Raw genomic sequence first — 16,272 nt, forward strand, 5'->3', positions numbered from 1 at the left:
ACAGGTCACGATAACAACATTTATTTAATTTTTAATCATCTGATTTGACAATCATTAAACAAAGTTGTTACAAACAACACCAGAAAAAGCATATAATGCGTAAAAGTTATGGGGTCACTCTTTAACCTGCAAATAAGTTATGCAACAGTAGGAAGATATTGACCGATCCCTTCAGTACAGTTAATAGTGATAGACAGGTTGAATAATTCGGATTGCTAAGTTGTTGATTTGTTGCTAATTCACCATGAGTTAACTGATTTACCTGCAAGCGCCCATTGCTCTGTACCCTGGTTTCTCCTCTATCCAGAGCGGCGAGCCGAATAACAAACTGGTAACGGTTGATTGATGTATCGATGGCAAATCTCACCTGAGTAGTCTTAAGCAATAAGGCGCTAAGGAGACCGTAAATGGCTGACACAAAAGCAAAAATCACTCTTAATGGTGATACGGCTATTGAACTGGATGTGCTGAAGGGCACGCTAGGTCAAGATGTTATTGATATTCGTAGCCTGGGTTCAAAGGGGATGTTCACTTTTGACCCTGGTTTCACCTCGACTGCATCCTGCGAATCCAAAATTACGTTCATCGACGGCGATGAAGGAATTTTGTTGCATCGCGGCTTCCCGATCGATCAGTTAGCCACCGAGTCTAACTATCTGGAAGTGTGCTACATCCTGCTGAACGGTGAAAAACCGACGCAGGCCGAATACGACGCGTTCAGAACCACCGTGACCCGCCATACGATGATCCATGAGCAAATCACCCGTCTGTTCCACGCTTTCCGCCGCGATTCGCATCCCATGGCGGTGATGTGTGGGATCACGGGCGCACTCGCCGCGTTCTATCACGACTCTCTGGATGTTAACAATCCGCGCCACCGCGAAATCGCAGCATTCCGTCTGCTGTCCAAAATGCCGACGATGGCGGCCATGTGTTACAAATATTCTATCGGCCAGCCGTTTGTTTATCCGCGTAATGACCTCTCCTACGCCGGTAACTTCCTGAACATGATGTTCTCCACGCCGTGTGAAACCTATGAAGTGAACCCGGTACTGGAACGCGCAATGGACCGTATCCTGATCCTGCACGCCGACCACGAACAGAACGCGTCCACCTCGACGGTACGTACTGCCGGTTCGTCTGGCGCGAACCCGTTTGCCTGCATCGCGGCGGGTATTGCTTCCCTGTGGGGACCGGCACACGGCGGCGCGAACGAAGCGGCGCTGAAAATGCTGGAAGAAATCAGTTCGGTTAAACACATTCCGGAATTTGTTCGTCGTGCGAAAGACAAGAATGACTCTTTCCGCCTGATGGGCTTCGGTCACCGTGTTTACAAAAACTACGATCCGCGTGCGACCGTGATGCGTGAGACCTGCCATGAAGTACTGAAAGAGCTGGGTACCAAAGATGACCTGCTGGAAGTGGCGATGGAGCTGGAGCACATCGCGCTGAACGACCCGTACTTCATCGAGAAGAAACTTTACCCGAACGTCGACTTCTACTCCGGTATCATCCTGAAAGCGATGGGGATCCCGTCCTCCATGTTCACGGTTATCTTCGCGATGGCGCGTACCGTTGGCTGGATTGCGCACTGGAGCGAAATGCATACCGATGGCATGAAAATCGCTCGTCCTCGTCAGCTGTATACCGGCTACGACAAGCGCGACTTTAAATCTGACCTTAAGCATTAATCGTCTGACTGCCGGATGGTGACGCTACCGCGTCTTATCCGGCCTACGGTTGTCAATTCGTAGGCCGGATAAGTGTTAGCGCCATCCGGCAACTTCCCTGCCTTTTCTTGACCCTCGATATATTAATCTTCTCTGCCCTTCTCTATGATTTACGGATAGTTTGTTCATTTTCTTCCGGGAGCACAGGATGCCAGTTCTGCGGTGGGGCTTGTTGTTTTTGCTGTCACTTCTTTTATCCCTGCTGTTTCTCTGCATTCATCTTCCGGCGGCTTTACTGCTTGGTCCGATGATCACCGGCATTCTGTTCAGCCTGCGCGGCATCGCCCTGCAGCTTCCCCGCTGCACGTTCCTCGGTACTCAGGCTATTCTCGGCTGCATGATTGCACAAAATCTTTCCGCGTCTTTGTTAACCACCCTGGTGGCAAACTGGGCGGTAGTGCTGGCGGTTCTGCTGGTAACGTTGCTCTCCAGTACCGTCGTCGGCTGGCTGCTGGTTCGCTACAGTTCGCTACCGGGCAACACCGGCGCGTGGGGCTCGTCACCGGGCGGCGCAGCGGCAATGGTCGCGATGGCTCAGGATTACGGTGCCGACATCCGTCTGGTCGCCTTTATGCAGTATCTTCGGGTACTCTTTGTCGCCGGGGCGGCGGTGCTGGTGACGCGGTTTATCATGGGCGAAAGCGCGGAAACCGTCAGCCAACAGATTGAGTGGTTCCCCCCCCTGAGCGGCAATTTGTTCACGACACTGCTGTTAGCAGCGGTGGCCGGCGTTGTCGGACGGGTGTTACGCATTCCCTCCGGTACAATGCTGGTGCCGATGCTGGTCGGCGCGGTGCTGCACGCGAGCGGCGTGATGGTGATTGAACTACCGGAATGGCTGCTGGCGATAGCCTATATGATTATCGGCTGGCAGATTGGCCTCGGGTTCGACAAACAGGTGTTTTTTATGGCGCTGCGACCGTTGCCGCAGATCCTGGTCTCCATCTTCGCCTTACTGGCGATTTGTGCGGCGATGGCCTGGGGGCTCGCCCACTATATGCAGATTGATTTTTTAAGCGCCTATCTCGCGACCAGCCCAGGCGGGCTGGATACGGTGGCGGTGATTGCCGCCGGCAGTCACGCCGATATGTCTCTGATTATGGCGATGCAAACCCTGCGCCTGTTCAGTATTCTCCTCACCGGCCCGGCCATCGCCCGCTTTATTTCAGCAAAGGCACCGCGACAGGCGCATTAATGCTGGCAATGTGGACACCAATAGAACGGGCGCGAGGAGAGCGTGGTTTTTGCGATGATCCCGCCGCAGCGCTCGCAGGGTTCACCGTCGCGATGGAACACCTTAAAGCGAAACAGCGCGCCATGATGTTTGTTGTCATCCACCTGACCGCGCGTGGTATACGACAGGCGCGGAATATCCAGCAGCGCATTCGCTAATGCCGTCAACTGCGTATCGCTGAGATCGCGGGCTTTATGCTGACCGGTTAATCCCACCTGCCAGAGGATCTCCACCCGCAGATAGTTCCCCAGTCCGGCAAGAAAGGCTTGATCCAGTAACAGGCCGGAAAACTGACGATTGCGAAAACGCGGGGAGAGTAACCGGGTTTTCACCGTTTCAGGCGTCAGACGCAGGTCCAGCACATCCGGTCCGACCCGTTGCAGGAAAGGATGAGTGGTGAGCTGTTCCGGGGTCAACATCTCGATGTCAGACGCGCTGTAGAGCAAAATGGTTTTATCCGCCGTTTGCAGTTTTACGCGCAGAACGCGGGTGGTTTGCGGCGTCTCACCACTGTCCACCACGCGCCAGACGCCATACAGCTGGTTATGGCTGTAGAGCGTCAGCCCCCCGGAAAAATGGGTCAGCAGCGCTTTGCCACGCGTCTCCATCGCCGTGACGCTCTGCCCCACCAGCGAGGATTGATAGGGTTTTAACTGCGCAAAGGCAAACCAGACATCCGTCAAGGGTTTGCCTTTGATCGCCGCCTCCAGGTTATCCGCCGCGCGGCGGATTTCCGGGCCTTCAGGCATGGTTCTGTCCTTATCTGAGGAGATTAGTGCGTGGCACCGCCCGTCACGGCAATGTCATCATCGACTTGCAATGCGGTGGCGATCGCCACCTCCAGCGCCAGACGCACCGTTTCTGCCGCCATACTGGGTGCTCCCGGATGCGCGGCCGCCTGCTGCGGCAGATAAGGGATATGGATGAATCCCCCCTTCACCTCCGCGATGTCGCTCAGTTTGTGCAGCAATCCGTACATCACATGGTTGCAGACAAACGTTCCCGCCGTCTGCGATACCGACGCCGGCACGCCCGCTTCACGCATCGCGGCCACCATCGCTTTGATCGGCAGTGTGCTAAACCAGGCCGCAGGCCCGCCGGCAATAATCGGCTCATCCACCGGCTGCTGGCCCTTATTATCCGGGATACGAGCGTCATCGACGTTGATCGCCACGCGCTCAACGGTGATATCCGCACGTCCACCCGCCTGACCGATCGCCAAAACCAGCGACGGAGAGAGCGTATCAATAGTGGAATTCAGCACACTGAGCGACTCGCCAAACACACAAGGCAACTGGCGCGCCACCACGCGACATCCGGCGATGATAGCATTGTCGAGACGCGAGACCACTTCCCAGGACGGGTTAACCTGCTCGCCGCCGAAGGGCTCAAACCCGGTGATTAATACCGTTTTCATCCGTCCTCCTTACAGGAACATCAGGAAATACATCAGGAACACGTTGACTAACAGGAGCAGTATGCCGGTCGGCACCTGCGCTTTAATGACCGCGTTTTTATCCGGCAGTTCCAGCAGCGCGGCGGGCACAATGTTAAAGTTCGCCGCCATCGGCGTCATCAGCGTGCCGCAATAGCCGGAGAACATCCCAATGGCCGCCATCACCGCCGGATTCCCGCCGTGCTGGAGCACCAGGATCGGAATGCCAATTCCCGCAGTGACAATCGGGAAAGCGGCAAACGCATTGCCCATCACCATCGTCAGCAGGGCCATCCCAATGGTATATACCGCTACCGCAATAAAGCGGCTGTCGACGGCCAGATACTCTTGCGTGAGATACGAAATTCCGCTGCCAACGCCTGCAGCCGTGAACAACAGCCCTAACGTCGCGAGGATCTGCGGCAGAATAAATGCCCAACCGATGGAGTCCAGCAGGCGACGCGCCTCCTGGATCGGCTGATGTACCTTCTCATGAGTCATTTTGACAGCCATGCCCAGACCAATCAGCGAGCCCGCGGTCATCGAGAACAGCGTCACCAGCGTGGCGTGATTGCCCGGACCAAACACGGCGTCCTGCAATCCCGGAATATGGTTGAACATCAATACGCCAATCACGGTGACGACCGGAATGGCCAGCGCCGGATAAAACAGGCGGTTCCCCAGACGCGTGGCGCTCTCTTCACGCTGCTCGCGGGTACGCTGGTGATAACTCCCCAGTTTCACGCCGCCAAAGCCGGCAATCAGCGCCATTAACACCACCGCGACCCCCACGGCAATATTGACCGTACGTTTGTCACCCACCAGTTGATACGTCCAGTCGCCCAGCAGGAACAACAGCCCGTAAACGCCCCAGAATAACCCAGTCGTCAGCCGACGCGGATTGGCTTTGTCCTGCCAGGACATGATGGCGACAATCAGCAGAACGATTCCCGCCAGCCAGTAGAGGTAGCTTTGCTGAAAATTCATTGCGCCTCTCCTTTGCGGGTGTCGACAGAACCGGCTTTCGCCATCTCGCGTTGCAGATAATTATCCAGTCGCCACAGTCGCGTGCCGTGGATCACGAAGGCGCACAAGGCTGTCGGGATCCCCCACAGGGCAATATGCAGCGGCTCGGTCTGAATGCCGCCGGATTCCAGCATAAAGTTGTGCATGAAGATAATCGCGCCGAATGCCACGAAGATATCTTCACCAAAAAAGAGTCCCACGTTATCTGTCGCCGCCGACATTGCCCGCAGACGGTAGCGCACCGCGCCGGGCAAGGTCCCGTACGTTTTCTCCGCTGCCCCTTCCGCCATTGGCGCTAACAGGGGGCGCACCATTTGCGGGTGTCCGCCCAGGCTGGTCAGCCCCAGCGCGGCGGTAGCCTCACGAATAAACAGATAGACAATCAGCAGGCGGCCTGACGTGGCGCTTCGAATTTTGGCAATCCACGCCTGGGCACGCTCTTTCAAACCGTGACGCTCGAGCAGACCGATAACCGCCAGCGGGATCAGCAGGATAAACGGCAGGTTGCGGGTATTGAGAAAACCTTCACCCAGCTTTTCGAGGATCGTGGCGATCGGCATCTGCGCCGCCAGTCCGGTGACGATCCCGGCGACAATAACCACCAGCACCGGGTTAAAACGTAAAAGAAATCCAACCACAATGACGGCAATGCCCATCAGTGGCCAGAGCGTTATTGCATCTCCCATAATCCATTCCTGTATGTTGTGTTTTGTTGTGGTGTTTTTATATGCACAGCCCCTCTGTGGGGGCTGCGTCAATTCTTATGCGACAATCTCGATACCGCGTGATTCAAATGCCGAGCGTAAACGTCGGGCGAAGGCCAGCGCGTGTTCCCCATCGCCATGAATACAGACCGTCTGCGCCACAACGCTTGCCCATTCACCGGTGAGGCTTTTTACGCGTCCGCGCTCAACCATCTCCAGCGTTTGTGCCAGCGACTGTTCTTCGTCTTCAATCAGCGCGCCCGGTTGGCTGCGCGGCACCAGGCAGCCGTCCGCCTGATAACCGCGATCGGCGAACACCTCCTGGCGCGTGGCGAGACCGTAACGCTCACCCGCGCGGATCAGTTCGCTTCCCGCCAGGCCGACCAGAATCAGCGCCGGATCGCAGGCGTACACCGCCTTCGCAATGGCATCCGCCAGTTGCGGATCTTTCGCCGCCTGGTTGTAGAGCATGCCGTGAGGTTTCACATGACGCATGACGCCGCCCTCCGACCGGGTCATTGCGGCCAGCGCGCCGATTTGATACAGCGTTTGCGCGTAGACCGTTTCTGCAGGCAGCGTCATCGCCGTGCGCCCAAAGTTTTCCCGATCCGGAAAGCTCGGGTGCGCGCCAATGGCAACGCCTTTTTTCAGCGCCTCACGCACGCTTGCCAGCATGGTTTGCGCATCGCCAGCATGAAATCCGCAGGCAATGTTGGCCGATGAGACCAGCGTCAGCAGTTCTCCATCGCTGGCGCAACCTTCGCCGAGGTCCGCATTTAAATCAATGTTCATCGTTGAGTCGCCATGTGAGTTGTTCCAGATAGCGCTGTTGGTCCTGACGCGCTTTCAGCGCCTCCTCCAGCGAGCACTGAACAAAGTGGATAGGTTGACCGAGCGGAATTTGCGCCAGATGGTACATGTCGGCCTCGATAATGCAGGCGATGCGCGGATAGCCGCCGGTCGTCTGGGCATCGTTCATTAAGACAATCGGCTGACCGTTGTGCGGTACCTGAACCACACCGGGCAGCAGACCATGCGACACCAGTTCACGATCCGTCGTCCTCGTCAGCGGTTGCCCCTGCAAGCGGTAGCCCATCCGGTTACTCTGCGGACTGAGATGCCACGGCGATCGCCAGAATGACTCCTGCGAAACCGCGTCAAATTCGTGGTACTCCGGCCCCGGCAGCGCCCGAATGCGGTTTCCCCACAGCAGCTGTTTTACCCCCAGCGCCTCCCGGAACGCGCGTCGGGGTTTACCGATCGCCAGCCGGTCGCCATCTTTGAGCAGACGGCCTTCCAACCCGCCAATGCCCACTTTGAGATCGGTACTGCATGACCCCATCACTTCCGGCACGTCGATGCCACCTGCCAGCGCAAGATAGCTGCGCATTCCGTGCTGCGGACGCTTCAGCGCCAGGCGCTGGCCCGCTTTCACCGGCAGACGCCAGCCGGTCCAGACGGGGTGATTATCCAGTCGCGCTTCACATCCCGCACCGGTCAGGGCAAACCAGCCGTCGGTCTCAAACTCCACAACCAACTGACCGAGGGTAATTTCCAGCACTGGCGCACTGGCCTCATTGCCCACCAACAGGTTGGCGATTTGCATTGCGGGTTTATCCAGCGCGCCGCAGTGGCTAACGCCTGACTGACGAAAGCCGTGGCGACCGCCGTCCTGAACCGAGGTGTACAGCCCCGCGCGAATAATATTCAGCATACCCCCTCCTTCTGCGGGATAAAGCGCACGCTATCGCCGGGCCGCAGGAGAACCGGTTGCTCTTTTTTCGGGTCGAACAGGGGTAGCGAAGTATGACCGATCAGTTGCCAGCCGCCGGGCGTTGGCAGCGGATAAATACCCGTTTGCGGCCCGCCGATACCCACCGACCCCGCCGGAACCCTCAGTCGCGGCTCCGCCCGTCTTGGCGTGTGCAGTTGTTCCGGTAAGCTGCCGAGATACGGGAAACCGGGCTGAAAACCTAAAAACCAGACCACATACTCGACCGACGCGTGCAGTTCCACTACCTGCTTTTCAGTCAGACCGCTGTGACGGGCAACGTCTGCCAGATCGGGACCGCCAGCGCCGCCGTAGATCACCGGAATTTCGATATAGCGCGAGTCAGGCTCCAGCGCCTCACTCTCCTCCCACCAGCGTTGCAGGCGTTCAATCGCATCCAGCGCCAGCGTTTGCGGGTCGCGCAGGATCACGGTGATATTGTTCATTCCCGGAATCGCCTCAACGACGTTTGGCGTCTCAACCAAACGCTGCGCCAGCCGCCAGATACGTTTCTGGCTCGCCAGCGTCACCGGCGGCTCAAGCTCCAGCACCACCGCCGTTTCACCTAACAGATAACAACGCGCTCGTTGCACTTGCGTTCCTCTTGTTTTTATTTATGCCGGGTTTGGAATATCAATAAACGTCACATCCAAATCGGTGTTCTCTGTCAGCCATTCGCTGAGCGCGCGGATCCCGCCGCGTTCAGTGGCATGGTGTCCGGCGGCGTAAAAATGCAGCCCCTGTTCACGGGCAGAGTGGATGGTTTGTTCGGAAACTTCACCTGTGATAAAGGCGTCGACACCAGCCTGCGCGGCGCTGTCGATGAAGCTTTGTCCGCCGCCGGTGCACCAGGCGACGCGTTTGACGGTATCTGGCCCGGTATCACCGCACCACAACGGCTTGCGCCCAAGACGCGCTTCAATCCACGACGCCAGTTCCAGCCCGGAGACCGGCATCGCCAGTTCGCCCCAGGGTACCAGCGGCTCGATTTCCCCCATTACGGTGATCCCCAACAGCGCCGCCAGTTGCGCGTTGTTGCCCAGTTCGGGATGCGCATCCAGCGGGAGATGCCAGCCGTAGAGGTTAATGTCATTCGCCAGCAACGTTTTCAGACGATTGCGCTTCATCCCGCGAATCACCGGGGACTCGCCTTTCCAGAAATAACCATGATGAACGATGACCGCATCGGCTTGCAGACGCACCGCTTCATCCAGTAACGCCTGACTGGCGGTCACGCCGGTGACGATTTTCTGCACCGTCTCTTTGCCTTCAACCTGTAAACCGTTTGGCGCGTAGTCACTGATAGCGGCGCTGTTCAGTTTCTCGTTGATCAGTTGTTCCAGTTCGGTGTTTTTCATCATCGATCCCTTGTTTATTTATGCACTCCGTTAACATAGCGTCCCAGTGCCTGTTCGTCGATAGTCAATTCTTTGTCATATTAATAAACCATCGCCCCCGCGCTTAGCCATAAAAAAGGGGCGTATTTACGCACCTCTTACTGAATAGTTATGGGGGTCTGACGCATAGTCACCGTTAGCTTTTTCGCGCGGCCTCATACGCGGCAAGTGTCTCCAGGCGCGCCTGTTTGTGATCGACAATAGGCTGCGGATAGTCGAGGGAAATGCCCGCTTTTGTTGCCCATTTCCACGGCTCGTGTATCGCCTTACCCGGCACAGCGCTAAGTTCCGGGATCCACTGGCGGATAAACTCACCCTCGCTGTCGAACTTTTCACCCTGCGTCGTCGGATTAAAAATGCGGAAATACGGCGCGGCGTCGGTTCCGGTGGAGGCAGCCCACTGCCAGCCACCATTATTCGCGGCGAGATCGCCATCTATCAGTTGTGACATGAAATAGCGCTCGCCTTTACGCCAGTCGATCAGCAGATCTTTTACCAGGAAGCTGGCCGTAATCATCCGCAGACGGTTATGCATCCAGCCAGTGGCGTTCAGCTGTCGCATCGCCGCATCGACAATCGGATACCCTGTTTTTCCCTCCTGCCAGGCCTGCAAATGGGCCGCACTGTCCCGCCAGCACACACGATCGGTCCAGAGAATAAAGGGACGGTACTTGCACAGTTCAGGATGGTAGGTCATCAGATGGCGATAAAAATCGCGCCAGATAAGTTCGTTCAGCCAGACGCTGCCCGCACCGCCATCCAGCGCCTGCGGCTGTTCCGCCAGCAGGCGATGCAGACACTGGCGCGGCGACAAGCCTCCCGTTGCCAGACTGGCGGACAAACGACTGGTGCCCTCAATGGCCGGAAAGTCACGTCGTTCGTCATATTCTCCCGCGTCCTGCTGGCAGAACTGGCGTAGCCGGGCAATCGCGGCTTTCTCTTGTGCCGGGAAAAGGGCCTGGTCAAAATCCTGCTGCGGATAGTTAAGCCTAATCGGCGGTAACGATGTCGAAACGTCATGCCCCTCACGTCGTTCGGGCGCGGAAACGCATACCGGCATTCCCTCTTTCAGCCGTTTTAACCAGGCGTTTTTAAACGGCGTGAAGACTTTATACATCTCGTTATTTCCCGTCATCACCGCGCCCGGCGGCAGGATCACGCTATCATCAAACCCTTCGCAAACCACATTGGGCAGCGCACTTTCCACTGCCGCATCGCGCTCGCGCTCATTCACTTCATATTGATAGTGGTAGAACAGATGGCTGACGTTTTGCTGTTCACACACCGCCTTCACCGTTTCGATGCTGGCCGCAAAATCATTGACCTCTTCAAACAGCAGCGGAATGCCTTTTTCCGCGAGCGCCGTTTGTAAGGCCGTCAACTGGGCCTGAATAAAGGCGGCCTGCCGCGGTGACATCTCATGGTCCGCCCACTGTCCAGGCGTGGAGATAAACAACGCCACGACGCGCGCAGCCCGCTGGCGGCAGGCGGCGGCAAGGGCAAGATGGTCATGCAGACGGAGATCGCGACGAAACCAGACCAGATGGGTGGACATAACACTCCCGAAAAAAAATCAACTCCCGTAGCGCAGTCGCAGAGCTTCCGGCCAGGGATCAAAATAGCGTTGCCCGGCGAGATACGCATCCGGATATTCCGCCATATAGTGTTTGAGCAGCGTGACGGGTGCAAGCAGTGGTTGCGTGGCGCGTCGATAGCCGTCAATGAGGGAAGCCAACTCCTGCCGCTGACGGGCATTGAGCTGTTTGCGAAAATAGCCCTGAACGTGCATCAGGACATTGGTATGGTTTCGCCGGGTGGCAGGATGGGACATCAGTTTCATCAGGCGCAGACGATATTCAATGAAGAATTCATCCAGACTTTTCCATTCGTGGATGGCGGCGACAAAGCGCCCCAGTTCGCGATATTCCGGTTGAGAATGAGCCAGCAGCAACAGTTTATAGCGGCTGTGATAGTCAATCAGCGCGCCGCGCGTCAATCCTTGTTGGCGCAGCCCATGCAATTCATGCAGCGCATAAATCCGCGCGACAAAATTTTCTCGTAATTGTGGATCGTGCAGTCGCCCGTCCTCTTCAACAGGGAGCCACGGGAAGCGCGCCATCAGCACTGCGGTATAAATACCGCGCCCGGCTTTACGGTTGTTTTTTCCTTCCGCGTCATACACGCGTACACGCTCCATGCCGCAACTGGGGGATTTCGCACAGACGATGTAGCCGCAAAGGTGTTCGAAACGGCTGACACGTTCTTCACTGAACGCGGTCATCATCTGGGTTAAATCGCCCTCCCGCCGATCGCTGAAACGCAATGCAATTGCCTCTTCCGTTTTAACTAAACGCAATGCAGGACGCGGCACCGCCAGGCCGATCGCCATTTCCGGACAGACGGGTTCAAAATGCACCCACGGTGAAAGTTCTTCGACTGCAAAGGTCAGGCGCTTATGTCCACCATCAAAGCGAACCGCCTCCCCTAACAAACAGGCGCTAATGCCAACAGGGATTTTCTCGCTCATGATGTCTCCTTTTCCATTTCTGAAATAAGTGTAGACACAGAGACATAAAAAAACCGCCACATTGCTGTTGGCGGTTCTTTTGAACGCGATGATCTTAGTAGAAATCGCCGGTGGCTTTTTCAGCCTGATCCATCCACACCGGCTTATCGCTGGTTTTCGACCACACGCGGTGTAAATAGCTGTAAAAACGGGCGCGGTCTTTCCAGAACAGCATGACCGGCAATGCCAGCACCCCAGCCACAACGGCGAAAGTACGGCGTAACAATACAACATGCGCTGGATATTCTTTGTACAATTCCATCGTTTGTCTCCCCTTTATCTGGCCGGTAATCATCACCGGTAAAGTCAAATTGGTTATCTGCTGAAAATAGTACCGCTTTGCGTGTAATTTTACTACTCATCCGACCACTTATTTTTAGCTATTTACGTTCTGTTTATCTTTATTTCGTAACTAAGTTACAAAATAGTTAAATTAATACTAATCATTAGTTAAATGATGGTCTTTGCCATTTTTATACTTTTTTTACATCCCCGCCGCCGATTTTTGCAAAATCTTTGCAGCCAGATATTTACGCTCTGTTTATCACATTTATGCCACTGGAGGTGCACTGTGAGTGCAGGCGTGATAATCGGTATCGTGCTGATTTTCTTATTATTAGGTTATCTGGTGTATGCATTAATCAATGCGGAGGCGTTCTGATGGCTGCGCAAGGATTTTTACTCATCGCCAGTTTTCTGGTGATTTTATTCGTGCTCGCCAGACCGTTAGGCGCGGGCCTGGCACTACTGATCGGCAATAATTCACTGCCAGGTACAGCGGGCATTGAGCGTCTGATCTGGCGCGGGCTGGGCATTTCGTCACACGAGATGAACTGGAAACAGTACCTGCTGGCGATCCTCGGCCTGAACGTACTGGGGCTGGTGATTCTGTTTCTGATGTTAATGGGGCAACACCTTCTCCCGCTGAATCCACAGCAATTGCCTGGCCTGTCATGGCATCTGGCGCTCAACACGGCGGTCAGCTTCGTTGCTAACACCAACTGGCAGTCCTACAGCGGGGAAACCACCCTAAGCTACTTCAGTCAGATGGCCGGGCTGACGGTACAAAACTTTTTATCTGCCGCAACGGGGATCGCCGTGGTATTCGCCCTGATCCGCGCCTTTACGCGCCAGAGCATGAGCACGCTGGGCAATGCGTGGGTCGATCTGGTGCGCATTACGCTGTGGATCTTATTCCCCATCGCGCTGGTGATTGCGCTGTTCTTTATTCAGCAAGGCAGTCTGCAAAACCTGCTGCCCTATCAACCCTTCACCACCCTGGAAGGCGTACGGCAACTGCTGCCTATGGGGCCCGTGGCCTCGCAGGAAGCCATCAAAATGCTGGGGACCAACGGCGGTGGCTTCTTTAATGCCAACTCAGCGCACCCGTTCGAAAACCCAACTGCACTGACCAACATGGTGCAAATGCTGGCGATCTTTTTACTTCCAGCCGCACTCTGTTTCGCGTTTGGTGACGCGGCTGGCGATCGTCGTCAGGGACGGATGCTGCTGTGGGCCATGTCGCTCATCTTTATCGTCTGCGTTGCGGTAGTGATGTGGGCTGAGATTCAGGGCAACCCGCACCTGCTGCAGTTTGGCGCAGACGCCAGTCTCAATATGGAAGGCAAAGAGAGCCGCTTTGGCGTGCTGGTAAGCAGTCTGTTTGCCGTGGTCACGACGGCGGCCTCGTGCGGGGCGGTGATCGCCATGCACGACTCGATGACTGCGCTGGGCGGCATGGTGCCGATGTGGCTCATGCAAATCGGTGAAGTGGTATTCGGCGGCGTCGGTTCAGGTCTTTACGGCATGCTGCTGTTCGTGCTGCTGGCGGTGTTTATCGCCGGGCTGATGATTGGCCGCACCCCCGAATACCTGGGCAAGAAAATCGACGTTCGCGAGATGAAAATGACCGCGTTGGCGATTCTGGTCACCCCGGCGCTGGTGTTACTCGGCACCGCGCTCGCCATGATGACCGATGCAGGACGCAGCGCCATGCTCAACCCCGGCCCACACGGCTTCAGCGAAGTGCTGTACGCCGTCTCTTCCGCGGCCAACAACAACGGCAGCGCCTTTGCGGGTCTGAGCGCCAACACTCCGTTCTGGAACTGCCTGCTGGCGTTCTGCATGTTTGTCGGTCGCTTCGGGGTCATCATTCCGGTGATGGCCATTGCCGGCTCGCTGGTGGCGAAAAAAAGCCAACCGGCCAGCCCCGGGACGCTGGCGACGCACGGCGCGCTGTTTATCGGCTTACTGATAGGCACGGTGCTGTTAGTCGGCGCCCTGACCTTTATTCCTGCACTGGCGCTTGGCCCAGTCGCTGAACACCTTTCCTTACGCTGAGCGATGCGGAGCACAATGTTATGAGTCGCAAACAACTGGCGCTGTTCGAACCCTCTCTGGTCGCTCAGGCGCTGATGGACGCAGTGAAAAAATTAAGCCCACATACCCAGTGGCGCAACCCGGTGATGTTCATCGTCTGGATTGGTAGCCTGCTGACCACCGCGATCGCACTCGCGATGGCAACGGGACAGATGGCAGGCAGCGCACTGTTTACCGGGGCAATCAGCCTGTGGCTGTGGGTCACCGTACTGTTTGCTAACTTTGCCGAAGCGCTCGCCGAAGGACGCAGTAAAGCGCAGGCCAACAGCCTCAAAGGGGTGAAAAAAACCGCCTTTGCTCGCAAACTGCGCGAGCCGAAGTACGGTGCGAAGATGGATCACGTTCCCGCCGATGAGCTACGCAAAGGCGATATCGTGCTGGTGGAAGCAGGCGATATTATTCCCTGCGACGGCGAAGTCATTGAAGGCGGCGCCTCTGTGGATGAAAGCGCCATTACCGGCGAATCCGCGCCGGTGATTCGTGAGTCCGGCGGCGATTTCGCCTCAGTAACCGGCGGGACGCGCATTCTCTCCGACTGGCTGGTGATCGAATGTAGCGTGAACCCAGGCGAAACCTTCCTTGACCGGATGATCGCCATGGTCGAAGGCGCGCAGCGTCGCAAAACGCCCAATGAGATTGCTCTGACTATTCTGCTGATAGCCCTGACGATTGTCTTTTTACTGGCAACCGCCACGCTGTGGCCATTTTCGGCCTGGGGCGGTCACGCGGTCAGCGTCACGGTGCTGGTCGCCCTGCTGGTTTGTCTCATCCCGACGACCATCGGCGGGCTGCTCTCCGCCATTGGCGTCGCCGGGATGAGCCGTATGCTCGGTGCGAACGTCATCGCCACCAGCGGACGCGCTGTGGAAGCCGCAGGGGATGTGGACGTGCTGCTGCTGGATAAAACCGGCACCATTACACTGGGTAACCGTCAGGCATCGGACTTCCTGCCTGCACAGGGCGTGGATGAAAAAACATTGGCCGACGCCGCGCAGCTCTCTTCATTAGCCGATGAGACGCCAGAAGGCCGCAGCATTGTGATCCTCGCCAAGCAGCGGTTTAATCTGCGCGAGCGCGATGTGCAGTCGCTGCATGCCACCTTCGTGCCCTTTACCGCTCAAAGCCGCATGAGCGGCATTAACATCGACAACCGGATGATTCGTAAAGGCTCCGTCGATGCCATTCGTCGCCACATTGAGGTCAACGGCGGTCAGTTCCCGGCGGATGTTGAGCAGAAAGTGGATAGCGTCGCCCGTCAGGGTGCCACGCCGCTCGTCGTCGTGGAAGGTTCCCGTGTATTGGGCGTGATCGCGCTGAAAGATATCGTTAAAGGCGGGATAAAAGAACGCTTTGCCCAGTTGCGTAAAATGGGCATCAAAACGGTGATGATTACCGGCGATAACCGCCTGACCGCGGCAGCCATCGCCGCCGAAGCGGGCGTAGATGACTTCCTTGCTGAAGCGACGCCAGAAGCCAAACTGGCGCTCATCCGCCAGTATCAGGCGGAAGGTCGCTTAGTGGCAATGACGGGGGATGGCACCAACGACGCCCCGGCGCTGGCCCAGGCCGATGTCGCGGTGGCGATGAACTCCGGTACGCAGGCGGCGAAAGAAGCGGGCAACATGGTGGATCTCGATTCCAACCCCACCAAACTTATCGAAGTGGTGCACATCGGCAAACAGATGCTGATGACGCGCGGTTCGCTGACCACGTTTAGTATCGCCAACGACGTGGCGAAGTACTTCGCGATCATTCCGGCCGCTTTCGCCGCAACCTATCCGCAACTGAATGCGCTGAACATTATGCGTCTGCATTCACCTGATTCGGCCATTCTGAGCGCGGTTATCTTTAACGCTTTGATCATTGTCTTTCTGATCCCGCTGGCGTTGAAAGGCGTGAGCTACAAACCGCTTTCCGCATCTGCCATGCTGCGCCGCAACCTGTGGATCTACGGCCTGGGTGGTCTGGTTGTGCCGTTTATCGGCATCAAAGTCATTGATTTACTGCTGACCCTGCTGGGTCTGGTGTGA

Annotated in this window: 16 protein-coding genes; 5 read left to right on the forward strand and 11 right to left on the reverse strand. The window is 56.6% G+C overall.

Annotated features, from left to right (window positions below):
- Positions 1-407 precede the first annotated feature (407 nt).
- Together I6L53_RS15115 and I6L53_RS15120 are read left to right on the forward strand one after the other, a co-directional pair.
- Positions 408-1,691 carry a citrate synthase gene (locus I6L53_RS15115; RefSeq protein WP_042320646.1) on the forward strand — a complete coding sequence of 428 codons (1,284 nt, stop codon included), beginning with the start codon at positions 408-410 and terminating at the stop codon, positions 1,689-1,691.
- A 187-nt stretch (positions 1,692-1,878) separates the two neighbouring features.
- Positions 1,879-2,925, forward strand: a complete 1,047-nt coding sequence (locus tag I6L53_RS15120; protein WP_042320647.1) for an AbrB family transcriptional regulator — start codon at positions 1,879-1,881, stop codon at positions 2,923-2,925.
- On the opposite strand, the gene nei is transcribed toward I6L53_RS15120, so the two are convergent.
- From nei to I6L53_RS15175, 11 genes are all read right to left on the reverse strand, one after another.
- Complete coding sequence (gene nei, locus I6L53_RS15125) at positions 2,922-3,713, reverse strand: endonuclease VIII (RefSeq protein ID WP_042320648.1); 792 nt, start codon at positions 3,711-3,713, stop codon at positions 2,922-2,924. The genes I6L53_RS15120 and nei overlap by 4 nt on opposite strands.
- Positions 3,714-3,736: 23 nt before the next feature.
- Positions 3,737-4,381: a pyroglutamyl-peptidase I gene (pcp, locus tag I6L53_RS15130; protein WP_042320649.1), complete on the reverse strand. Its 645-nt coding sequence runs from the start codon at positions 4,379-4,381 to the stop codon at positions 3,737-3,739.
- A gap of 9 nt (positions 4,382-4,390) precedes the next feature.
- Complete coding sequence (locus I6L53_RS15135; RefSeq protein WP_042320650.1) at positions 4,391-5,386, reverse strand: DUF979 domain-containing protein; 996 nt, start codon at positions 5,384-5,386, stop codon at positions 4,391-4,393.
- On the reverse strand, positions 5,383-6,111 hold the full coding sequence (locus I6L53_RS15140) for a DUF969 domain-containing protein (RefSeq protein WP_042320651.1): 729 nt from the start codon (positions 6,109-6,111) through the stop codon (positions 5,383-5,385). The genes I6L53_RS15135 and I6L53_RS15140 overlap by 4 nt, the downstream gene beginning before the upstream one ends.
- Positions 6,112-6,186: 75 nt before the next feature.
- Entirely contained in the window at positions 6,187-6,921 is a 735-nt protein-coding gene (gene pxpA, locus I6L53_RS15145; RefSeq protein ID WP_042320652.1) for a 5-oxoprolinase subunit PxpA, read from the reverse strand.
- Positions 6,911-7,843: a 5-oxoprolinase subunit PxpC gene (gene pxpC, locus I6L53_RS15150; protein WP_042320653.1), complete on the reverse strand. Its 933-nt coding sequence runs from the start codon at positions 7,841-7,843 to the stop codon at positions 6,911-6,913. The genes pxpA and pxpC overlap by 11 nt, the downstream gene beginning before the upstream one ends.
- The gene (gene pxpB / locus I6L53_RS15155) at positions 7,837-8,493 is read right to left on the reverse strand and encodes a 5-oxoprolinase subunit PxpB (protein WP_042320654.1); all 657 of its coding nucleotides are present in this window, start codon (positions 8,491-8,493) and stop codon (positions 7,837-7,839) included. The genes pxpC and pxpB overlap by 7 nt, the downstream gene beginning before the upstream one ends.
- Positions 8,494-8,514: 21 nt before the next feature.
- Entirely contained in the window at positions 8,515-9,258 is a 744-nt protein-coding gene (gene ybgI / locus I6L53_RS15160; protein WP_042320655.1) for a radiation resistance protein YbgI, read from the reverse strand.
- 175 nt (positions 9,259-9,433) lie between these two features.
- Complete coding sequence (gene phrB, locus I6L53_RS15165) at positions 9,434-10,852, reverse strand: deoxyribodipyrimidine photo-lyase (RefSeq protein ID WP_042320656.1); 1,419 nt, start codon at positions 10,850-10,852, stop codon at positions 9,434-9,436.
- A gap of 18 nt (positions 10,853-10,870) precedes the next feature.
- A complete protein-coding gene (locus I6L53_RS15170) occupies positions 10,871-11,824 on the reverse strand; it encodes a YbgA family protein (RefSeq protein ID WP_042320657.1) in 954 nt (317 codons plus the stop codon).
- Between the two features lie 94 nt (positions 11,825-11,918).
- Positions 11,919-12,125, reverse strand: coding sequence for a YbfA family protein (locus I6L53_RS15175; protein ID WP_042320658.1), 207 nt, complete (start codon positions 12,123-12,125; stop codon positions 11,919-11,921).
- Positions 12,126-12,434: 309 nt separating this feature from the next.
- On the opposite strand from I6L53_RS15175, the gene kdpF reads away from it, so the two are divergent.
- From kdpF to kdpB, 3 genes are read left to right on the forward strand one after another with little or no spacing between them, the layout of a single operon-like run.
- Positions 12,435-12,524, forward strand: a complete 90-nt coding sequence (kdpF, locus tag I6L53_RS15180; protein ID WP_042285393.1) for a K(+)-transporting ATPase subunit F — start codon at positions 12,435-12,437, stop codon at positions 12,522-12,524.
- Positions 12,524-14,203: a potassium-transporting ATPase subunit KdpA gene (kdpA, locus tag I6L53_RS15185; protein ID WP_042320659.1), complete on the forward strand. Its 1,680-nt coding sequence runs from the start codon at positions 12,524-12,526 to the stop codon at positions 14,201-14,203. The genes kdpF and kdpA overlap by 1 nt, the downstream gene beginning before the upstream one ends.
- Before the next feature lie 20 nt (positions 14,204-14,223).
- A complete protein-coding gene (gene kdpB, locus I6L53_RS15190) occupies positions 14,224-16,272 on the forward strand; it encodes a potassium-transporting ATPase subunit KdpB (RefSeq protein ID WP_042320660.1) in 2,049 nt (682 codons plus the stop codon).

It is taken from the genome of Citrobacter farmeri (assembly GCF_019048065.1).
GTDB classification, from domain to species: Bacteria; Pseudomonadota; Gammaproteobacteria; order Enterobacterales; family Enterobacteriaceae; genus Citrobacter_A; species Citrobacter_A farmeri.

Excerpts from the sequence above, each read along its gene's own strand:
- I6L53_RS15120 (WP_042320647.1), top strand. The coding sequence starts at position 1,879 with ATGCCAGTTCTGCGGTGGGGCTTGTTGTTTTTGCTGTCACTTCTTTTA.
- I6L53_RS15115 (WP_042320646.1), top strand. The coding sequence starts at position 408 with ATGGCTGACACAAAAGCAAAAATCACTCTTAATGGTGATACGGCTATT.
- I6L53_RS15170 (WP_042320657.1), bottom strand. The coding sequence starts at position 11,824 with ATGAGCGAGAAAATCCCTGTTGGCATTAGCGCCTGTTTGTTAGGGGAG.
- kdpB (WP_042320660.1), top strand. The coding sequence starts at position 14,224 with ATGAGTCGCAAACAACTGGCGCTGTTCGAACCCTCTCTGGTCGCTCAG.
- ybgI (WP_042320655.1), bottom strand. The coding sequence starts at position 9,258 with ATGAAAAACACCGAACTGGAACAACTGATCAACGAGAAACTGAACAGC.
- I6L53_RS15135 (WP_042320650.1), bottom strand. The coding sequence starts at position 5,386 with ATGAATTTTCAGCAAAGCTACCTCTACTGGCTGGCGGGAATCGTTCTG.
- I6L53_RS15175 (WP_042320658.1), bottom strand. The coding sequence starts at position 12,125 with ATGGAATTGTACAAAGAATATCCAGCGCATGTTGTATTGTTACGCCGT.
- pcp (WP_042320649.1), bottom strand. The coding sequence starts at position 4,381 with ATGAAAACGGTATTAATCACCGGGTTTGAGCCCTTCGGCGGCGAGCAG.
- pxpA (WP_042320652.1), bottom strand. The coding sequence starts at position 6,921 with ATGAACATTGATTTAAATGCGGACCTCGGCGAAGGTTGCGCCAGCGAT.
- kdpA (WP_042320659.1), top strand. The coding sequence starts at position 12,524 with ATGGCTGCGCAAGGATTTTTACTCATCGCCAGTTTTCTGGTGATTTTA.
- I6L53_RS15140 (WP_042320651.1), bottom strand. The coding sequence starts at position 6,111 with ATGGGAGATGCAATAACGCTCTGGCCACTGATGGGCATTGCCGTCATT.
- nei (WP_042320648.1), bottom strand. The coding sequence starts at position 3,713 with ATGCCTGAAGGCCCGGAAATCCGCCGCGCGGCGGATAACCTGGAGGCG.
- pxpC (WP_042320653.1), bottom strand. The coding sequence starts at position 7,843 with ATGCTGAATATTATTCGCGCGGGGCTGTACACCTCGGTTCAGGACGGC.
- phrB (WP_042320656.1), bottom strand. The coding sequence starts at position 10,852 with ATGTCCACCCATCTGGTCTGGTTTCGTCGCGATCTCCGTCTGCATGAC.